Source organism: Pseudomonas sp. N-137, assembly GCF_034555295.1.
GTDB classification, from domain to species: Bacteria; Pseudomonadota; Gammaproteobacteria; order Pseudomonadales; family Pseudomonadaceae; genus Aquipseudomonas; species Aquipseudomonas rhizophila.
Window position 1 is genome coordinate 119,244 of record NZ_JAXUDQ010000006.1, and the last position, 18,629, is coordinate 137,872.

An 18,629-nucleotide genomic window follows, 5' to 3' on the forward strand; every position below is an offset into this window, starting at 1 on the left:
CCAAACGGACTGAGGGGGATACGTCCCCAACGCTCGAACAAAAACAATAGGAGCTCACCATGAAGTATCCATCCGTGCGTCGTGGCCTGACCGGGGTGCTTGCCAGCTTTGCCCTGGTCGGTGCGTTGTCTGTCCAGGCCGCCGAGCCGATTCTGATCAAGTTCTCCCACATCACCGCCGACAGCACGCCCAAGGGGCAGGGCGCCCTGATGTTCAAGAAGTTGGTGGAGGAGCGCCTGCCGGGTAAAGTCGAAGTGCAGGTCTACTCCAATTCGTCGTTGTACGGCGATGGCAAGGAGATGGAAGCGTTGCTGCTGGGTGAGGTGCAGATGTTGGCGCCGGCACCCTCGAAACTGGAGCAGTACACCAAGCAATTGCAGTTGTTCGACTTGATGTTCCTGTTCGACGACGTGGCGGCAGCGCAGCGCTTTCAACAGTCGGACAAAGGCAAGGCGCTGCTCAGGTCAATGGAAGGCAAGGGCATCACCGGGCTGGCCTACTGGCTCAACGGTATGCGCCAGTTGACCGCGAACAAGCCGCTGGTCAAGCCAAGTGATGCCCGCGGGCAGAAGTTCCGCGTGCAGCCCTCTGACCTGCAGGCCGCGCAATACAGCGCATTGCGCGCAGTGCCGCGCAAGATGGCGTTCGCCGAGATCTATCAGGGCCTGCAGACGGGGGTGGTGAATGCTCAGGACAACCCCTGGTCGAACATCTATTCCCAGAAATACTATGAAGTGCAGAAGTACATGACCGAGTCCAACCATGCCATCGGCAACTACCTGCTGATCGCCAACACCAAATTCTGGAATGGTTTGCCGGCAGATGTACGCGATGAGCTGGAGCAGATCATCGATGAGGTCACTGTCGAAGTGAACAAGCAGGCCGAGGTGCTCAATCAGAAGGCCAAGCAGGGCATCATCGATTCGGGCAAGAGCGAGATCATCAGCCTGACCCCACAGCAACGTGATGCCTGGCGCAACGCCGTGCGTCCTGCCTGGAAAGCCTTCGAAACGCAGATCGGTACCGAACTGATCGAAGCGGCCCAGGCGGCCAACCAATCCAACTGAAGTTCCCCAGCCACGGTCGCCCGTTCGGGGTGGCCGAAGGCGTCTCTCGAAGTTTGCCTTGCTGCTGGTTCTGATGGTGATCACTGACATCCCGGCCATCTCCCTGGGGCTGCCGAACGGGTTGGGTATGAGCTGACGGGGGGCGGGTCAGTAGATGCTATTCTTCGCAAAAAAGTGGAGCAGGCCGGGCAGTCATGACACCAGAAAACACATTTCGTGTTCAAACGCCTCTGCCGGAGGACCTTCGGGTCTTCCTGACCGTCATTCGCAAATCCAGCTTTGCCGGTGCCGCGGATGAGCTTGGGCTCTCGCCGGCCTTCGTGAGCAAACGGATTCGCGTGCTCGAGCAGACATTGCGCACGCGGCTTTTGCATCGCACCACTCGACGCATTGCGCTGACTGAAGCGGGAGAAAAAACCCAGCGCTGGGCGATTCGCTTTCTCGACGACATGGATGATTTCGTTGGCGAGCTCACCGAGATTCGCCAAGCCCCTCGTGGCCTGCTGCACATTTGCAGCAGCTTCGGTTTTGGGCGCAATCATGTTGCCCCTGCGATTGCAGAGTTGTCATCGATCTACCCGGAACTGGAGGTGCGGCTGGATGTGTTCGATCGCGTGGTAGACATCGTTGCCGAAGGCTTTGATCTGGAGATCCGCGTGGGTGACGACTTGCCGGGCCATCACATCAGCCGCAAGCTGCTCAGTAACCACCGAGTGCTCTGTGCCACACCGGATTACCTGGAGCGGAGAGGGGTCCCGATCACTCTCAAGGATCTTGCTCATCATGATTGTCTGGTCCTGAAGGAGCGGAACAATCCATTCGGTGTGTGGCATTTGAATCAGGCCCACCGCGATGAGGTTGTACGGGTCAGCAGCAGATTGTCATCCAACAGCGGAGAAATCGTACTGCAATGGGCCTTGGCTGGGCGCGGGGTGCTTCTGCGGTCGTTGTGGGATGTTCAGCCACTGTTGGATCAAGGCAAGCTGGTCCGCGTGTTGCCCGATTACACCCAAAGCGCGAACGTCTGGGCGGTGTATCCGACCAGACTGGCGGATTCGGCCAAACTTCGCGTGTGCGTGGAGTTTCTGGAGAGCTATTTGAAAAGGCTGCGGCTACCGGAGACGGCCCGCGCCTGACGGCAGTTCTGTCCGACCCCGCAGGCCCGCAGGATGCAGGCCCTTGTTCGCTCGAGGCTCAGGCAAGCCAGGGGTTCAAACGATGGTGCAGTGCCTCGAAGTCGCGGATTCGTGACGTGTGCTCAAGCGTTGTACCAATCGCATCGAGACCTTCCAGCAGCGCTTTTTTACGCAAGGGGTCCATCTCGAACCCAATCATCTTTCCGCTCTGAAGGTGAATCTGCTGGGCATGCAGATCGATCGTGATCTGCGAGTTTTCAGGTGACCCAACGAGATGGCTGATCTCCTGCTGTTCCGACTCCTTCAACTGAATGAGCAGAACACCATTGCGCTGGCAGTTGTCGTAGAAAATACCAGCGAAACTCGTGCCGATCAGTGCGCGTATACCCAATTGCTTCAGCCCCCAGACCGCGTGCTCGCGGCTGGAACCACAACCGAAATTAGGTCCGGTGATCAGGAAACTGGCGTGATCCCAAGGGGCCTGATTGAGAATGAACGCCGGATTGGGGACGCCATCGGCCAGGAAACGCAAGTCAAAGAAGACCCCGCGGTCCAGCCCATTGCGATCGATGCCCTTGAGGAACTGCTTGGGCATGATGACGTCGGTGTCCACATTCGCGGCGGGCAGCGGTGCGGCGATACCGCGAACGATGGTGAATGGCTGCATTTCAGCTCTCCATGGACAGTTGACGAACGTCGGTGAGGTGTCCGCAAATCGCTGCGGCGGCGACCATCGCCGGGCTCATGAGGTGAGTTCTTGCTCCGGCGCCCTGACGGCCCTCGAAATTTCGGTTGGTACTGGAGGCACAGCGATCACCCGGCGACAGCACATCATCATTCATCGCCAGGCACATCGAGCAGCCGGACTGGCGCCATTCGAAGCCGGCATCCTTGAAGATCTGCGCCAGCCCCTCCGCTTGCGCCTGATCACGTACCCGTGTGGAGCCCGGTACGATCATCGCGCGCACGCTCGCCGCTACTTTGCGACCCCGAACGATGCGCGCGACATCGCGCAGATCCTCGATGCGTGCGTTGGTACAGGAGCCGATAAAGGCGTGACTGATCGGCACCCCGGCCAGTCGGGTTCCCGGCTCAAGGCCCATGTAGCGCAGTGCACGCTGCAGGTCCTGCCTGCGGATCAGGTCGCTCTCCAGGCGCGGATCCGGTACGCACTCACCAATCGGCGCGGCCTGGTCAGGGCTGGTTCCCCAAGTCACCATCGGCTCCAACGCGCTGGCATCGAGTTCGACTTCCTTGTCGAAATGCGCTCCAGGGTCGGAATAAAGCGTTTTCCATTTCTCGACAGCCTGCTCCCATAGCGCCCCTTTCGGGGCTCGCGGTTTGTCTTTGAGGTAGGCGTACACCTTTTCGTCCGGCGCCATGAAAGCCCCACGGGCACCGGCCTCTACGGCCATGTTGCAGATGGTCATGCGCGCTTCGACGCTGAGGGACTCAATGGTGGGGCCGGAGAATTCGATGGCGTAGCCCGTCGCACCGGATGCACCGATGTCGCGGATCAAGGCCATGATGATGTCTTTGGAGGTGACGCCTGCGCCCATCCGCCCGTGCACATTCACGCGCAGGGTCTTCAGACGTTTATAGACCAACGTCTGTGTGGCGAGCAGGTGTTCAATTTCCGAAGTGCCGATACCAAAACCAAAGGCGCCCAGCGCGCCATAGGTCGTTGTGTGGCTATCACCTGCGGCCACGACCATCCCGGGAAGAATGAAGCCTTGCTCAGGGGCAACCACGTGCTCAATGCCTTGTCGCTTGTCCAGGACATCGAACAACTCGATTCCGAAGTCTCGACAGTTCTGCTCGAAGTAAGAAACCTGAAGCGCGCCACCCGCATCCGGCATGGCCGCGACGCGATCAGGCGCGGTCGGGTTGACGTGATCGACCACGCACAACGTTGATGACGGGCGCCATACCGTTCTGTTCGCCTCTCTCAAGCCGCTGAAGGCCTGGGGGCTGGTGTATTCGTTGGCGACCTGGCGGTCGATGTAGAGCAACACATGGCCATGGTCGTCCAGCGTACAGACGGTGTGGGCATCTATATGCTTCTGGTAGAGCGTTCTGGGGCCTTTCATGACGGTTCTCGCGAGTGATCGGAAGGCGCGCCGGGAGGGCCTCACGATGCGCCGCGCTCAATGAGCAGTCATGCCAGCATAGGGAATGCGATTGCAGGTTCAATGGCTGAAAAGTCAATCATCGATTCACGATTCGTGTTTAATCCGCGCAGCGGTCAGCGATTCGGATAGCGCCCGGCCCACCGCGGTTGCTATCCGGTGCTGACAGGAAAAGACCGGCCCGGCCCCTTCAATCCAGATCCTCAGCCCGATGCCGCTCCGGCACTTGGCTCGCTTCATCACCCCACGTGCGGTTCACTCGTTGCCCCCGGATCACTGCCGGTCGATTGGCGATCTCCTCGGCCCAGCGTTGCACATGGGTATATTCGTGGGCAGCCAGGAACTCGGCAGCCGAGTACACGTTGTCGCGCACCAATTGACCATACCAGGGCCAGACCGCGATATCGGCGATGGTGTAGCTGTCTGCGGCCAGGTATTGGCTTTCGCCAAGACGGCGATTCAGGACGTCGAGCTGGCGTTTGGTTTCCATGGTGAAACGATTGATGGGGTATTCAAGTTTATCGGGCGCGTAAGCGTAGAAATGACCGAAGCCTCCACCCAGATAGGGGGCTGCGCCCATCTGCCAGAACAGCCAGTTCAGGGTTTCGGTGCGTCCGGCCGGGTCGGTGGGCAGGAAGGCGCCGAATTTTTCTGCCAGGTACAGCAGGATCGAACCGGACTCGAAAACCCGGATTGCAGGCTGTACGCTGCGATCAAGCAACGCCGGGATCTTCGAGTTCGGGTTGATCTGGACAAAGCCACTGGAGAACTGGTCGCCCTCGTTAATGCGAATCAGCCAGGCGTCATATTCGGCGCCGGTGTGCCCCAGCGCCAACAGCTCTTCCAGCAGGATGGTCACCTTCACGCCATTGGGCGTGGCCAGTGAATAGAGCTGCAGCGGATGTTCGCCCACTGGCAATACTTTTTCATGGGTCGGCCCGGCGATAGGGCGATTGATGTTGGCGAACTGGCCGCCAGACGGGGCGTTGTATTTCCAGACTCTGGGCGGTACATAGGGCGCTTTGCTCATGGGAGGGGCCTCATTGCCGACTTGCAGTGACCGCGTGAACCGCGGAAAAAAGCTCTGGCCCAAGCCTGCCATAGGAGGGTCAGCGTCAGCAAATCACCCCGCCTGCACGTACTGCATTAGGCTTACCCGCTAACGCTCTTCAGTCATGATCCGATCCACTTCGCCTGAAGCCTTGAGCTTCGCGAAAGCTTGTTGAGCCCGGGTGACGATTTCGTCTGGGGTGCTCAGGCTAAACGCCATGTGAACTCGGTGGGGTTGTTCATCCAGGGAAAAGACCTCCTCCAGAGTGGTGAAATCCACTTGGGCATCTTTGCTCATCAGGCGCGCAGTATTCTCGGGCATCGGCAGCAACTGAATCTGCTGATTCAACAGTTTCTGAAAGTTATCGTGGTTGTCCGCCGATACCACCAGCCGGGTAAAGCCTTTCTGCTGCAGGTAAACCTGCTTGGCGTCATTGCGCACCACGCCTATGGTGTACTGCTTGGCGTCTTCAAGGTTGTCAACGGCGATGCCGCCACGTCCACGCAGCTTGTAGAGCTTGGTCGTCGCCCGATGGATTTCACCCACCCACTTGAACATCTGCTCACGGGCCGGGGTGCGATCGAGCGGGAAGATCATCACATTGGGTTCATGCAGCGCTTTTTCGTAAGCGCGTGCCCATGGGTACAGCAACATGCGGTAATCGCTGATCCCTGCGCCTCTCAAGGTTTCGTCGGCTATTCGAGTGCCCGGGCCGACGAGCGCGCCTTCACGCAGGTAGGCGTATAACGAGTCTTCGGTCACGACTTCGATCGCCTCGGCGTGACTTTTCACGCTGATCAGGGCCAGGAGCAAGCAGGAGCAGAGCTTCAGACGGTAGTGCATACAGACCTCGCAGCACACGGTGGTTTTATAAAGCGACGCAATTGCGCCCCTGGCGTTTGGCCCGGTACAACGCCTGGTCGGCGCGTTGCAGCAGTTGATCGAAGTGATCCATGGTTTTGGTGTCCAGCTCGGCGACGCCGATGCTCAGGGTGACAAAAGGGGAAACCGCTGAGCCGCCATGGGGCAGTGCAAGTTCAGCCAGGCTTTCACGAAACCGCTGGGCTGCCTCGCATGCCTGGCTGGCGTTGATATTGGGCAATACCACGACAAACTCCTCACCCCCCAGGCGAGCAGTCAGTTCGCCGGAGCGGCCGAAGACACTGCGCAGGGTCCCGGCGATCTGTTTCAAGCACTCGTCCCCTTTGATATGGCCGTAGGTGTCGTTGTAGATCTTGAAGAAATCCACATCGCACATCAGCACGGCCAGCGGGGTGTTGTGGCGGATCGCACGGCGGAATTCGACATCCTTCAGTTCATCGAAGTAACGACGGTTGGCCAAGCCCGTCAAGGCATCGTGACGCGACAGCGCTTCGAGGGCCTGGTTGGCGGCCTTGAGTTCCGAAGTGCGCGCCTCGACCAGTTCGGCCAACTGGTCGCGACTGGCTGCAAGGGCCAGTTCGTCCGAGTGCTGGCGCTCCAGATGGGCGTGGAGGTTGTCTTGCAGTGCATTGACTTTGGATTCGAGCAGGCTCAACTCGTCCTGGCGCCGGACCGAACGTTGCAGCTTGAGGTGGGAGTTGAGTGTTTGTGGTGAGAGTTTCCCCAGATGCCGGGCGATATGGACAACGTGCACGGTCACCAGGCGGTTGAACATGGTCATGACCAGGCCGGCCAGCAGCAACGACTGGATCACCTGCGTGATGACGATGCTGCGGGCTTCGTCCCAGAGGCGTTCCCAAAGCAGGTTGTTATCGCCCTCGATGGTCAGTTCACCGACCTTTTCGTTGGCGCCGATGTAGGGCTGCGCGACGAGCTGGCGATGCAGCACCGGCGCCACGCTGGATGCATTGCTGGCATATCGATTGAACTCGATGATTTCTGGCGCCTGTCCGGGTCGCAGGATATTGAGTGCCACGCGTCCCACCGGCGCCGCATTCGCAACGCTGGTGATCTGCTTGTCCAACGATTCACGGTCCATTTCCCAAATGGCATGGGCCAGGGTGTTCTGGAACACCTGGTCGATCAGGACCAGCTCGGAATTCATCTGCGCCAGATTGTTTTCCCAGGCCTGCCAGGTACGCAGCGTGACCATCGCCAAGGTAAAGCACAGGCAGAACACCAGCGTGGCCAACACCAGACGCCGTCCCAGCGAGCTGAACGTCCTGGTTTTTGGCGGATGGATGGGGACAGTCCGAAAATCGTCGGCCATGTCATAACCACTTGCGCATGATGGCGTCGTAAACGCCATTACGGCGGATGGTCTCCAGGCCTGAGCGGAATTTCTCGACCGTCGCGGCCGGCGTCTTGCGACTGAACGCCATGCTCAAGCCATCCTGACTGCTCAATTCGGGAAGCGGCAGCGAGCGGATCAACACTTTATCCGGGTCTTCACCATTCTGGCGGGTCAGGTACAGCGCGTTGAGCTCGTTGGAAATCCATAGCTCCACGTGATCGACCTTGAGCTTGCGGTAGTTGTGTTCGTACTTGTTGCTCGACTGCAGGTCTTTACCAATGCGGAAACCCTTCGACACCAGGTATTGCTCACCCACGTCCTGATTGACGGTGGCAATCTGGTGACCGTGCGCATCGTCCAGCGAGTTGAGTTTTACCGGGCGCTCAGCCAGCGAATACATGTACCACTGGGTTGGGGCGATGGCCCCGACCCACTGGAAAAGTGATTCACGCGCAGGCGTTCGAACGATTGAATAAATCAACACGTTACTTTCATTGAGCGCCAGTTCGTAGGCCCGCGCCCAAGGCATGGGCTGGATGGACGCCTCTACGCCGACCTCCTTGAGCACCGCCTGGACCACCTCGGTGCTCATACCGGTCACTCGCCCGTTCTGCGTCATGTTATAGGGCGGCAGTTCTTCCGTAACGATGCGCAGCGCAGTCTCTGCGGCGGCGTTTGGCACGGCTGTGCTTGCAGCCAGGAACACCAGGACGCAGCTCATCAGCAGACGGTTAAACGGCAAAATCATCGAGAGTTACCCTATGCAACCAGCAGTGCCGGCGCGGCCTGGGGGCCGTTGACTTAATGTGTTATCGGCTGGGCCTATACGCGCTTGAGTGTCATCCGTCGAAACCGGGGGGCATTGAACCTGGGGCGGTCGGGCCAGACCCTGTGAAAAACTTGAGTGTGGCCTCTCTTGTTCCAGCTGTCGATTCGGCGACATTTAATGAACCCGGGTTTGTTCGGCCGTGTCAGTCGTTTGTCAGGAACGACAAATGATGGAGCCGCTGATGCGACCACTGTATTTCACCAGCCTGTCCTTCGCCGCGTTGCTGTGCGCGGCTTGCTCAAGCCAACCGCCCGCGACCTGGGGCTACATGGATGCCAAGGAACGGGCCAATCTGCCGCCCGACCAGGCATATCCCGAGTTGTTCGAAGCCGTGCAGAACAACCAACTGTTCACCGACCAGAAGCATTTCGTCGACGCACTGCCCACCCGCGACCCCTCGAAAATCCGTGCCGAATACCTGGCTCGTCGCGACAACAGCGACTTCGATCTCGAAACCTTCGTGAAGGACAACTTCATCGAGTCCGGCGCAGCGCAAAGCCCGGCACCGAAACCGGGCGCGCCCATTCAAGAGCACATCGACAGCCTTTGGCCCGTGTTAAGCCGTACCTATCGCCAAGTGCCGCCCTACAGCAGCCTGTTGCCCTTGCCACAACCCTATGTCGTTCCAGGCGGACGCTTTCGCGAGATGTACTATTGGGACTCCTACTTCACCATGCTCGGGCTTGAACAAAGCGGGGATCAGGCCCAGGTGCGCCAGATGACCGATAACTTTGCCTATATGATCGACACGTACGGGCACATTCCCAATGGCAATCGCACCTACTACCTGAGCCGCTCACAACCGCCATTCTTCGCTTACATGGTGCAGTTGCAGGCGCACATCGAAGGTGACCAGGCGTTTGGGCGTTACCTTCCACAACTGCAGAAGGAATACGCCTATTGGATGCAGGGCGCTGAGGGGCTCAAGCCGGGTGCCGCCGCGCAACATGTGGTCAAGCTCGCCGATGGCAGCGTGCTCAATCGCTATTGGGATGCCCGTTCGACGCCGCGACAGGAATCCTGGTTGCAAGATGTCAAAACCGCCGAACAGGCCTCGAACAGACCCAGGCAAGAGGTCTGGCGTGATCTGCGTGCCGGGGCGGAGAGTGGTTGGGACTTCAGTTCGCGCTGGCTTGGCGACGGCCAGAACCTGGCAACCATACGCACCACGTCCATTGTGCCCGTGGACCTGAACAGCCTGCTCTATCACCTGGAGCGCACCATCGCCAAGGCGTGTGAAGCCGTGCAAAACACGCCATGCGTCCAGGCCTATGGTCAGCGCGCGGACCGGCGGCAGCGTGCCATTGAGCAGCATTTGTGGAATGCCGATGCAGGGTTCTACGTGGACTACGACTGGCAGCAGCACCGTCAACGCCCGCAACTGACAGCCGCCACGCTGTTTCCTCTTTACACCGGCCTTGCCTCCGCGGACCACGCCAATCGCACGGCCGAGGCAGTCCGTGATGGTCTGCTGCGCCCTGGCGGCATTGCCACCACGCAGGTCAGCAATGGCCAGCAGTGGGACGAACCCAACGGTTGGGCACCGCTGCAGTGGGTGGCGGTTGAGGGGCTGGATCGCTATGGGCACACCGCGCTGGCGCAGCAGATTGGTACTCGCTTCCTGCAACAGGTACACAATCTTTACCGCAAGGAAGACAAGCTGGTAGAGAAGTACGACGTATCCGGGCGGGGAGATGGCGGGGGAGGTGGCGAATATGAGTTGCAGGACGGTTTCGGCTGGACGAATGGCGTGACGCTGAAACTGTTGAGCAAATATGGCGCACGTTCCTCCGCAACGACTGTGGGTGAATGAGCTGGCGTTAAGAGCAAGGGACAAACCTGGGCAGGACTTATCAGTTCCTGCCCAGGTGCCCGGCGTTGTTATCCGAGAATGGCGTTGAAGAGCAACAGGGTGAGCAGGGAGGTGAACCAGCCGATCGTGGTCGGAACCGACCAGGTCAGCATCTGGTGCTTGGCGTTGGTGACTCCGAGCATGCGGTTGACCACCCAGAAATAGCTGTCGTTGAAGTAGCCAAAGACCATCGAGCCAATGGCCGCCGCCTGGGCGGCGAAGACCATGTTCACGTCGGGAATCGAGGCCAGGATCGGCGCGGAAATCGAGGCGCCGGTGATCATTGCCACGGTGCCGCTGCCCTGGATCAGACGCACCAGGGACGCGATCACGAAGGGGATCAACACCGCCGGCAGCGGCAAGGTGGCGACCCATTCGCCCATGTACTGACCCGCACCGCTGTCGCGCAGCACGGCACCCAACGCGCCACCGGCGCCGGTGACCAGCAGGATGATGCCGGCGCTTTCCACGCCTTTCTCCATGTGCGCGATGACTTCCTCACGCGGACGCCGCGGCACCAGGCCATACAGTGCCGCCACCACCCCGAGGCCGACAGCGATCACCGGGTTGCCGACGAAAGCGATGGTCTGACCGAACAGGCTCTGCGTAAGGGTGCTGTCACCGTTGAGTTTGCTGAGGGCGACGACCAGGGTGTTGGCGAAGATCAGCAGGATGGGCAGCACGATCGGCAGCATTGACAGCCACAGCGGCGGCAGTTCGGCCTCGCGGGCATCGGCGCGTTCGAGCACTTCACGATAGGCGGTGGCGGGTTCGACCGGAGTCTGGCCGCTTTGCGCGATCATCGCCTCGATGCGTGGGCCCATGAAGCGGGCGTAGGCCACCAGCACGAAGGTGCCGGGAATGGTGAATACCACGCCCCAGAAAATCATCAACCCCACGTCGATATTGAAAATCCCGGCAATCCCCAGTGGCCCTGGCGTCGGTGGAACCGCATGGTGGGTCAGCATCAGGCCGCTGGCCAGGGCAATACCCAGGGTTAGCATCGATTTGCCGCTGTTGCGCGCCAGCGCCCGGACCAACGGGTTGAGGATGACGAACGCCGAGTCGCAGAAGATCGGCACCGAGACGATGTAGCCGGTCACCATCATCGCCCACTCTTCGCGTTTGTTGCCCAGCCAGCGCACGAAGGTATAGGCCATCCGCTCAGCGGCGCCGGAGACTTCCAGCAGGCGGCCCATCATCACACCGAAACCGATGACCAGGCCGATGGTCGACAGCGTGGCACCGAAGCCGGTGGTGATGGATTTGACCAGCGCGTCGGGCGCCATGCCGCCACCCAGGCCGGCGATCGAGGCGGCGATGATCAGCGCCAGCAGGGCGTGAATGCGGGTCTTGAGAACCAGCACGATGAGGATGACGATGGCCAGGACCAGGCTCACCATCAGCTGTGGGCCGGCGATAGAAGTTGCGTCCATTGGGTAATCACTCTTGTTGTTATTGGATGGAACGACGGCACCGCACGGCGCCGCCTGGGTCAGTGATTCATGCTGAGCTGGTGCGCCCTTACCACGCTGTCGAAGTCGGCATCACCGCGAAAGCCCAATTGCAGCGGCCGCTGGATGTCGAAGTTGCCGGGCCAGCTGCAGACGATGCGCTGGATCCGCTCGTCCGGCTCAAAGCTGACCCGCGCGCGCGCCGCCTCGCCACCGACACGGGCGAGACTGTCGAGCATTTCGCTGACCCGCACGCTGATGCCGGGCAGGTTGAGGGTCCGCCGCAGGCCAAGCGCCTGGCCGTCCAGGCGCGCGGCATGGACCAGATTGTCGACCACGGTCTGCGGCGAAGACAGCCACATGCGGGTATCCAGTGGTACCGGACAGTTGCTCATCTCGCCGGCCAGGGGCTCGCGCAAGATGCCGCTGGCAAATGACGAGGCCGCTGCGTTGGGTTTGCCGGGGCGAACGGAAATGGTTGGCAGGCGACACACCCGGCCATCGATGAAGCCCTTGCGCGAGTAGTCATTGATCAGCAGTTCGGCCATGGCCTTCTGCGCGCCATAAGACGATTGCGGCAGCGGTGCGAGTTCTTCGGGTACCTGCTCGGGCATCGGCCCACCAAATACCGCCAGTGAACTGGCGAACACGAAACGCGGCGCCTGGGCCTGTTGGCGGCAGGCTTCGAGCAGGGCGCGGGTCGCATCGAAATTGACCCGCATGCCCAGGTCGAAGTCGGCTTCGGCCTGGCCACTGACAATCGCGGCCAAGTGATAGACCAGGCAGGTCTCTGGGCCGATCAGCGATTTGATAAAGGCCGGGTCGCAGATGTCGCCTGTGTGCGACACCACCCGAGGGTCATTGATGGGGCAGGGCGCCAAGTCGACCGAGACGAGGCTGGCACCGGGGGGCAGCAAGTCACTCGCAGTGGGCGCCAGCAGCGCTTCGATCAGGCGGGCGCCGAGAAAGCCAGCGCCGCCAGTTACCAGGATCTTCATGTATTGCACTCCGCTTAAGGAGAATATTCGGGGCAGGGTGCCGAACGCCCCGTATTCTTGTTATTTGACGAACCAGGTGACAAGCAATTGTCATGTTGTATGATGAATTTAACGTGGACGCAACCGTTGCGTGTTTTCTTCTTGCCCACAGCGGGTGGCAAGGCAGCGCGACGATTGCCGGGAGAATTTGAGTGGACAGTCTGAACGACGTTACCCCCAAGCTGGCCGAACGGCTGGCCAAACGCCTGAGTGCAGCGGTCCATGACGGCCAGTTGGCCGCCGGGAACCGCCTGCCCACCGAGCAGGCATTGTGCGAGCAGTACGGTGTCAGCCGCACGGTGGTGCGCGAAGCGATTTCGATGCTCAAGCGCGAAGGCATGCTCACTTCGCGCCAGGGCAGCGGCACCTTCGTCGTGCCCAATCCCAGTGTCGCGCTGCGCCTGTCTCCACCCCAGGGCAACTTCGAGGCGGTGGTGGAGATCCTCGAATTGCGCAGCGCGCTGGAGATCAAGGCCGCCGAACTGGCTGCAGCGCGGCGCACCAATGCGCAATTGCGGGCGATGCAAAACGCCTTGGCCGAGCTTGACGAAGCGGTCGAGCGGGGTGAAGACGGCGTGCGCGAAGACCTCGCCTTCCACCGTTCGGTGGTGGCCGCCACCGGTAACCAGCACTTTCTCGAAACCATCGATTTTCTGCACCAGCTGCTGCAACAGGCGATCAGAGTGACCCGTCGCAACGAGGCGCGTAACGCCCAGTACATGTGTCAGGTCGATCAGGAGCACCACGCGCTGCTCGCCGCTATCGCCGCAGGTGACAGTGAGGCGGCACGTACCGCGGCCTCCTCGCATCTGCGCAACGCCGAAGTCCGCCTGCGCGAAGCGCGAAGCGAGGCCGACGCGTCCGGATAACAACCACAAGAGGATTCACCCGTGACAGCAATATCCAGTATTGGTGTGGTCGGCCTGGGCTCCATGGGCCTGGGCATGGCGCGCGCGCTTTTGCGCGCTGGTCTGCCCGTATGGGGCTACGACATCCGCGAGGATGTGCGCCAGGCCTTCATCGCCGAAGGTGGCCAGCCGGTCAGTGCCCTGAGTGACAGCGCCGCGCTCAGCGACCTGCTCTTCATCGTGGTGGTCAACGCCGCGCAAACCGAGCAACTGCTGTTCGGCGAGCAGGGTATTGCCGCGCGGTTGCGTCCGGGTTCCGTGGTCATTGCCTGTGCAACCATCTCGGCGGCGGCTGCGCGGCGCATCAGTGGGCGCTTGGCCGAGCATCAAGTGCTGATGCTCGATGCGCCGATTTCAGGCGGGGCGGTGCGCGCCGAAGCGGGCGAGTTGACCATCATGGCCTCGGGGCCGGAGGCCGCCTTCGAACGGGCGCAAACGGCACTTGCCGCCGTCGCCGCCAAGGTCTACCGGCTGGGTGAAGAGGCCGGGCAAGGTTCGCAGATCAAGCTGGTCAACCAGTTGCTCGCCGGGGTCCACATTGCCGCGGCGGCCGAAGCCATGGCCTATGGCATTCGTCAGGGCTGCGATCCCGAGGCGCTCTACGAGGTGATCAGTCACAGCGCCGGTAATTCCTGGATGTTCGAAAACCGCGTGCCGCATCTGCTGGCGGGTGATTATCGACCGCGCTCGGCGGTGGATATTTTCGTCAAGGATCTGGGCCTGGTGCTCGACAGCGCCCAGGAGGCGGTCTTCCCGCTGCCGCTGACCGCTAGCGCCCACCAGATGTTCAAGCAAGCGTCGGCTTCCGGGCTGGGGCGCGAGGATGATATCGCCGTGGTGAAGATATTCCCCGGCATCAACTTGCCTGCCGCCGCCAACGAGGAGATTTGACCATGCCCCTGATCGGATGCATCGCCGATGACTTCACCGGAGCGACCGACCTTGCCAGCATGCTCGTGCGCGGCGGTGCTCGCACTGTGCAGACCATTGGTGTCCCACACGGGCCCTTGGCGGTGGGCGACGCCGACGCCCTGGTGGTGGCGCTCAAGTCGCGCAACCTGGCGCCCGATGAAGCCGTCGCTCAGTCGCTGCAGGCGCTGGAGTGGTTGCGCCAGCAGGGCTGCCGACAGTTCTACTTCAAGTATTGCTCGACGTTCGACTCCACCGCTGAGGGCAACATCGGCCCGGTCAGCGATGCGTTGCTTCAAGCCCTGGGCAGCGACTTCACCGTGGCCTGTCCGGCCTTTCCGGAAAACCGCCGCAGCGTGTTCAACGGCTACCTGTTCGCCAATGACGTGCTGCTCAACGAAAGCGGGATGCAGGACCATCCACTCACGCCTATGCGCGACGCCAACCTGCTGCGCGTGTTGCAGCCGCAGACACGCCACCCGGTCGGCCTGATCGACTACCGGACCCTGCGCGCTGGCGTCGAGGCGACCCGTCAGCGGATCGCCGCGTTGCGCGCCGAGGGCGTGGGCATCGCCATCAGCGACGCCATTGATAATGAAGATTTGCAGGTGCTCGGCGCGGCCTGTGCCGATCTGCCGTTGGTCACGGCCGGGTCGGGGCTGGCGCTGGGCATGGCCCAGGATTGGCAGGCCAGAGGGCTGTTGCAGGCCAACGGCGAAGCCAGTCGGCTGGAGGCGGGGTGGGGGCGCCAGGCGATTCTCAGCGGTAGCTGTTCGCGAGCGACCCTCGGCCAGATCGAGCAGGCGGCAGCGGTCTATCCTGCTTTCCGTCTTGAGGCCGCCGAGCTGATGGCCCGCGGTGACGCACTGGTGGCCGAGGCCCTGGCCTGGGCTGCCGGCCACCCGGGGCCGGTGCTGATCTATGCCAGCAGTCCAGCCGACGAGGTACGCCGGGTGCAACAACAGTTCGGCGCGCAGCAGGTCGGTGAACGCATTGAATCGGCCCTGGCGGCGATTGCCCGTGCGCTGGTCGAACAGCAGGGCGTGGGCCAATTGCTGGTGGCCGGTGGCGAAACTTCCGGCGCAGTGGTCGGCGCGCTGGGCATCGAAGGTTTGCGCATCGGGCCGAGCATCGACCCCGGCGTGCCCTGGACCCAGACGCTCGGCCAATCCGGTCGGCCGCTGACGCTGGCGCTCAAGTCCGGTAACTTCGGTAGCGCCGATTTCATGATCAAGGCCTGGGAGATGCTGGCATGACAGAAAGCCAATTGCGCGAAGAGATCGTCGAGATCGGCCGTTCCCTCTACCTGCGTGGGCTCAGCCCTGGCTCCTCCGGGAATATCAGCGTGCGTCTGGACGATGGCTGGCTGCTGACACCGACCAACGCCTGTCTCGGTCGTCTGGACCCGGCCGACATCGCCAAGCTCGACTGGCAAGGTAACCACCTGGCCGGCAAACCCGCCTCCAAGGAAGCATTCCTGCACCGTGCCGTCTATGAAGGCCGTGAAGATTCCGGTGCCATCGTGCACTTGCATTGCACGCACTCGGCGGCGGTCTCGTGCCTGGATTGCCTGGACGCGACGTCTTGCCTGCCACCGCTGACACCCTATTTCGTCATGCGTGTGGGGCGCTTGCCGCTGATTCCGTACCACCGGCCCGGTGATCCGCGGCTGGGTGAGGCGATTCGCGGGCTGGTCGGACAGCACAGTTCGGTGTTGCTGGCCAATCACGGGCCGGTCGTTTCGGGCAAGAGCCTGGAGGCGGCCACTTATGCCATCGAAGAACTCGAAGAAACCGCCAAGCTCTACCTGTTGCTGCGCCAGCAGCCGGTACGGGCGCTGGACGACGAACAAATCGAAGAACTGCGCCAGACCTTCGGCGCCCAATGGTGACTGCAATGCCACGTTTCGCTGCCAACCTCAGCATGATGTTCAACGACGCACCTTTCCTGGATCGCTTCGGCCGAGCCGCCAAGGCCGGCTTCAAGGGCGTGGAATACCTGTTCCCTTATGAGTTCGCACCGGCCGAACTGGCCGGACGTTTGGCCGAGCACGGGCTTAGCCAAGTGCTGTTCAACCTGCCACCGGGGGATTTTGCCGCAGGCGAGCGCGGCATCGCGGCGTTGCCGGGGCGCGAGGCGGAATTTCGTGAAAGTGTCGACCGGGCCATCGAATACGCCCACGCCCTGGGCTGCCCCAAACTGCACGCAATGGCCGGACTGGTGAGTGACGAGAGCCAGCGCCCGCGCATGCGCGAGGTCTATCTGGAAAACCTGCGTTACGCCGCACGACGTTTGGCCGAGCACAAACTGACACTGTTGATCGAGCCGATCAACAGCCGCTCGATTCCGGGTTACTTCATCAATCGCCAGGCCGAGGGCCATGCGATCCTGGCCGAACTGGGCGAGCCGAATCTGCGTGTGCAACTGGACCTGTTCCATGCACAAATCATGGAAGGCGATCTGATTGCCGGTTTCCAGCGCTTCCAGGCCGGTGTCGGGCATATCCAGATTGCCGGCGTGCCGGATCGGCACGAACCGGACCTGGGAGAAGTGAACTACCCATACCTGTTCAAACTGCTCGACGAGGCCGGCTACGATGGCTGGATCGGCTGCGAGTACAACCCCCGCGGCCTGACCGAGGATGGCCTGGGCTGGTTTGCGCCTTGGCGCTGAGCTGAGAGGGGTAGGGCGTCCAGGCAGGGCGTGAGGGCATGCGATGAATACACCCTCTCGCCCCAGACGCCGGATAAGTCCCCTACGTACTCAGCAGAACGGCCTGGTCGTCATCTACCGGCAAGACAATATCGGGCTCGCCGGGTGTCAGGATGACCTTGCGGCAATCTTCCTGTTTTTTGTCGAATAGCTTGTAGCCCTCGGCGGCCTGTTCCAGGGACAAGCGATGGCTGATGATGACTTCAGGGCTAAGGCGACCGGTCTCGATATGGCCAAGCAGCTCGGGAAGGTATCGCTGCACGTGGGTCTGGCCCATTTTGAAGGTCAGGCCTTTGTCGAATGCGTCGCCGAACAGAAAGCCGTGGATGAAACCGGCATACACGCCCGGTACGCTTACGACCCCACCGCGCCTGACCGCCGCAATGCATTGGCGTAACGCCTTGCCGCTGCTGCCTTCGAGTTTAAGCGTAGCCAGCACTGTTTCGGTGGTGCTGCCTTTGGCTTCAAAACCCACGGCATCCACCACACCGTCCACGCCCCGCATGCCCTTGGTCTGGCGAATGATCGTGTCCGCCGGGTCGTCGTCTTCATCAAAATTGATGGGAATAACGCCATAGGTTTTCTGTGCATAGGCCAGACGGTAGGGGTGATGATCGACCATGAAGATCTGGTCGGCGCCCAACATCCGCGCGCAGGCGGCGCTCAGTAAACCGACCGGCCCGGCGCCATAGATGGCAATACTCGAGCCGTTGCCGATCCCGGCGTTGGTCACCGCTTGAAAGGCGGTTGGCAAGATGTCCGAGAGGAACAGCACCTTCTCGTCCGAGAGGGTTCCCGGCACTTTGAAAGGCCCGGTGTTGGCCTTTGGTACCCTTACATACTCAGCTTGTCCGCCAGGGATACCGCCGTACAAATGACTGAAACCGAACAGAGCTGCCCCGGGCGGGATTGCCTTCTTGTTCAGAATCGCGCCACGACCCGTGTTGGTCGTTTCGCAAGCGGCGAACAAATCCATCTGACAGAAGAAACAGCTGCCGCAGGCGATAACGAAAGGCACAACCACTCGATCGCCGGGTTGAACGGCGGTCACCGCTGAACCGGCTTCTTCAACGATTCCCATGAACTCATGGCCGAAGATGTCGCCATGTTCGACAGCGGGAATTTTTCCGCGATAAAGGTGCAGATCGGAACCACAAATCGCCGTTGCCGTGACACGCAGAATGATGTCGTCACTGTCCTCCAGGACCGGGTCGGGGACCGTGTCGACTTTCACACTGTGTGCACCGTGGTAAGTGAGTGCTCTCATGACTTCCTGCCTCTGGGTCGCGTGGTGATATAGGGCAGAGGC

The 18,629-nt window shown here is 61.2% G+C and carries 17 protein-coding genes; 8 read left to right on the forward strand and 9 right to left on the reverse strand.

Features of this window, described 5'->3' with window-relative positions; genetic code table 11:
* Window positions 1-59 precede the first annotated feature (59 nt).
* Window positions 60-1,067, forward strand: a complete 1,008-nt coding sequence (locus tag T3A99_RS02840; RefSeq protein WP_047225607.1) for a TRAP transporter substrate-binding protein — start codon at window positions 60-62, stop codon at window positions 1,065-1,067.
* 194 nt (window positions 1,068-1,261) lie between these two features.
* Entirely contained in the window at window positions 1,262-2,203 is a 942-nt protein-coding gene (locus tag T3A99_RS02845) for a LysR substrate-binding domain-containing protein (RefSeq protein ID WP_257220733.1), read from the forward strand.
* A 58-nt stretch (window positions 2,204-2,261) separates the two neighbouring features.
* Here the strand turns inward: T3A99_RS02845 and leuD are convergent, their stop codons facing one another.
* The 6 genes from leuD to T3A99_RS02875 form a co-directional block, all read right to left on the reverse strand.
* Window positions 2,262-2,870: a 3-isopropylmalate dehydratase small subunit gene (gene leuD, locus T3A99_RS02850; RefSeq protein WP_173406871.1), complete on the reverse strand. Its 609-nt coding sequence runs from the start codon at window positions 2,868-2,870 to the stop codon at window positions 2,262-2,264.
* A gap of 1 nt (window position 2,871) precedes the next feature.
* Window positions 2,872-4,293, reverse strand: a complete 1,422-nt coding sequence (gene leuC, locus T3A99_RS02855; RefSeq protein ID WP_047225610.1) for a 3-isopropylmalate dehydratase large subunit — start codon at window positions 4,291-4,293, stop codon at window positions 2,872-2,874.
* A 229-nt stretch (window positions 4,294-4,522) separates the two neighbouring features.
* Window positions 4,523-5,362, reverse strand: a complete 840-nt coding sequence (gene yghU, locus T3A99_RS02860) for a glutathione-dependent disulfide-bond oxidoreductase (RefSeq protein WP_047225611.1) — start codon at window positions 5,360-5,362, stop codon at window positions 4,523-4,525.
* Window positions 5,363-5,491: 129 nt separating this feature from the next.
* Window positions 5,492-6,226, reverse strand: a complete 735-nt coding sequence (locus T3A99_RS02865; RefSeq protein WP_047225612.1) for a substrate-binding periplasmic protein — start codon at window positions 6,224-6,226, stop codon at window positions 5,492-5,494.
* A 25-nt stretch (window positions 6,227-6,251) separates the two neighbouring features.
* On the reverse strand, window positions 6,252-7,595 hold the full coding sequence (locus tag T3A99_RS02870; protein ID WP_047225613.1) for a diguanylate cyclase: 1,344 nt from the start codon (window positions 7,593-7,595) through the stop codon (window positions 6,252-6,254).
* 1 nt (window position 7,596) lies between these two features.
* Entirely contained in the window at window positions 7,597-8,367 is a 771-nt protein-coding gene (locus T3A99_RS02875) for a substrate-binding periplasmic protein (RefSeq protein ID WP_047225614.1), read from the reverse strand.
* A 262-nt stretch (window positions 8,368-8,629) separates the two neighbouring features.
* Here T3A99_RS02875 and treA point away from each other — a divergent pair, with 262 nt between their 5' ends.
* Window positions 8,630-10,261 (forward strand): alpha,alpha-trehalase TreA, encoded by a 1,632-nt coding sequence (gene treA / locus T3A99_RS02880; RefSeq protein WP_322833920.1) that lies wholly within the window; start codon window positions 8,630-8,632, stop codon window positions 10,259-10,261.
* Between the two features lie 68 nt (window positions 10,262-10,329).
* On the opposite strand, the gene T3A99_RS02885 is transcribed toward treA, so the two are convergent.
* Both T3A99_RS02885 and denD read right to left on the reverse strand, forming a co-directional pair.
* A complete protein-coding gene (locus tag T3A99_RS02885) occupies window positions 10,330-11,736 on the reverse strand; it encodes a gluconate:H+ symporter (RefSeq protein ID WP_322833921.1) in 1,407 nt (468 codons plus the stop codon).
* A 59-nt stretch (window positions 11,737-11,795) separates the two neighbouring features.
* Window positions 11,796-12,752 carry a D-erythronate dehydrogenase gene (gene denD / locus T3A99_RS02890; RefSeq protein WP_305466063.1) on the reverse strand — a complete coding sequence of 319 codons (957 nt, stop codon included), beginning with the start codon at window positions 12,750-12,752 and terminating at the stop codon, window positions 11,796-11,798.
* Window positions 12,753-12,943: 191 nt separating this feature from the next.
* Between denD and T3A99_RS02895 the strand changes: the two genes are divergently transcribed.
* From T3A99_RS02895 to otnI, 5 genes are read left to right on the forward strand one after another with little or no spacing between them, the layout of a single operon-like run.
* Entirely contained in the window at window positions 12,944-13,660 is a 717-nt protein-coding gene (locus T3A99_RS02895) for a FadR/GntR family transcriptional regulator (protein ID WP_230682588.1), read from the forward strand.
* 21 nt (window positions 13,661-13,681) lie between these two features.
* The gene (ltnD, locus tag T3A99_RS02900) at window positions 13,682-14,590 is read left to right on the forward strand and encodes an L-threonate dehydrogenase (RefSeq protein WP_076384245.1); all 909 of its coding nucleotides are present in this window, start codon (window positions 13,682-13,684) and stop codon (window positions 14,588-14,590) included.
* Between the two features lie 2 nt (window positions 14,591-14,592).
* Entirely contained in the window at window positions 14,593-15,864 is a 1,272-nt protein-coding gene (gene otnK / locus T3A99_RS02905) for a 3-oxo-tetronate kinase (protein ID WP_188250766.1), read from the forward strand.
* Window positions 15,861-16,499, forward strand: coding sequence for a 3-oxo-tetronate 4-phosphate decarboxylase (gene otnC, locus T3A99_RS02910; protein ID WP_047225618.1), 639 nt, complete (start codon window positions 15,861-15,863; stop codon window positions 16,497-16,499). Before otnK ends, otnC begins: the two co-directional genes overlap by 4 nt.
* Before the next feature lie 5 nt (window positions 16,500-16,504).
* Complete coding sequence (otnI, locus tag T3A99_RS02915) at window positions 16,505-17,281, forward strand: 2-oxo-tetronate isomerase (protein ID WP_047225619.1); 777 nt, start codon at window positions 16,505-16,507, stop codon at window positions 17,279-17,281.
* Window positions 17,282-17,363: 82 nt separating this feature from the next.
* Here otnI and T3A99_RS02920 read toward each other — a convergent pair whose 3' ends face one another.
* A complete protein-coding gene (locus T3A99_RS02920) occupies window positions 17,364-18,587 on the reverse strand; it encodes a zinc-dependent alcohol dehydrogenase (protein WP_173406875.1) in 1,224 nt (407 codons plus the stop codon).
* Window positions 18,588-18,629: the final 42 nt, after the last annotated feature.

What these genes read in the sequence shown, in the direction of transcription:
- T3A99_RS02840 (WP_047225607.1), top strand. Translation starts at nt 60, where the DNA reads ATGAAGTATCCATCCGTGCGTCGTGGCCTGACCGGGGTGCTTGCCAGC.
- T3A99_RS02845 (WP_257220733.1), top strand. Translation starts at nt 1,262, where the DNA reads ATGACACCAGAAAACACATTTCGTGTTCAAACGCCTCTGCCGGAGGAC.
- leuD (WP_173406871.1), bottom strand. Translation starts at nt 2,870, where the DNA reads ATGCAGCCATTCACCATCGTTCGCGGTATCGCCGCACCGCTGCCCGCC.
- treA (WP_322833920.1), top strand. Translation starts at nt 8,630, where the DNA reads ATGCGACCACTGTATTTCACCAGCCTGTCCTTCGCCGCGTTGCTGTGC.
- otnC (WP_047225618.1), top strand. Translation starts at nt 15,861, where the DNA reads ATGACAGAAAGCCAATTGCGCGAAGAGATCGTCGAGATCGGCCGTTCC.
- otnI (WP_047225619.1), top strand. Translation starts at nt 16,505, where the DNA reads ATGCCACGTTTCGCTGCCAACCTCAGCATGATGTTCAACGACGCACCT.
- otnK (WP_188250766.1), top strand. Translation starts at nt 14,593, where the DNA reads ATGCCCCTGATCGGATGCATCGCCGATGACTTCACCGGAGCGACCGAC.
- T3A99_RS02920 (WP_173406875.1), bottom strand. Translation starts at nt 18,587, where the DNA reads ATGAGAGCACTCACTTACCACGGTGCACACAGTGTGAAAGTCGACACG.
- denD (WP_305466063.1), bottom strand. Translation starts at nt 12,752, where the DNA reads ATGAAGATCCTGGTAACTGGCGGCGCTGGCTTTCTCGGCGCCCGCCTG.
- leuC (WP_047225610.1), bottom strand. Translation starts at nt 4,293, where the DNA reads ATGAAAGGCCCCAGAACGCTCTACCAGAAGCATATAGATGCCCACACC.
- T3A99_RS02865 (WP_047225612.1), bottom strand. Translation starts at nt 6,226, where the DNA reads ATGCACTACCGTCTGAAGCTCTGCTCCTGCTTGCTCCTGGCCCTGATC.
- T3A99_RS02875 (WP_047225614.1), bottom strand. Translation starts at nt 8,367, where the DNA reads ATGATTTTGCCGTTTAACCGTCTGCTGATGAGCTGCGTCCTGGTGTTC.
- T3A99_RS02870 (WP_047225613.1), bottom strand. Translation starts at nt 7,595, where the DNA reads ATGGCCGACGATTTTCGGACTGTCCCCATCCATCCGCCAAAAACCAGG.
- yghU (WP_047225611.1), bottom strand. Translation starts at nt 5,362, where the DNA reads ATGAGCAAAGCGCCCTATGTACCGCCCAGAGTCTGGAAATACAACGCC.
- T3A99_RS02885 (WP_322833921.1), bottom strand. Translation starts at nt 11,736, where the DNA reads ATGGACGCAACTTCTATCGCCGGCCCACAGCTGATGGTGAGCCTGGTC.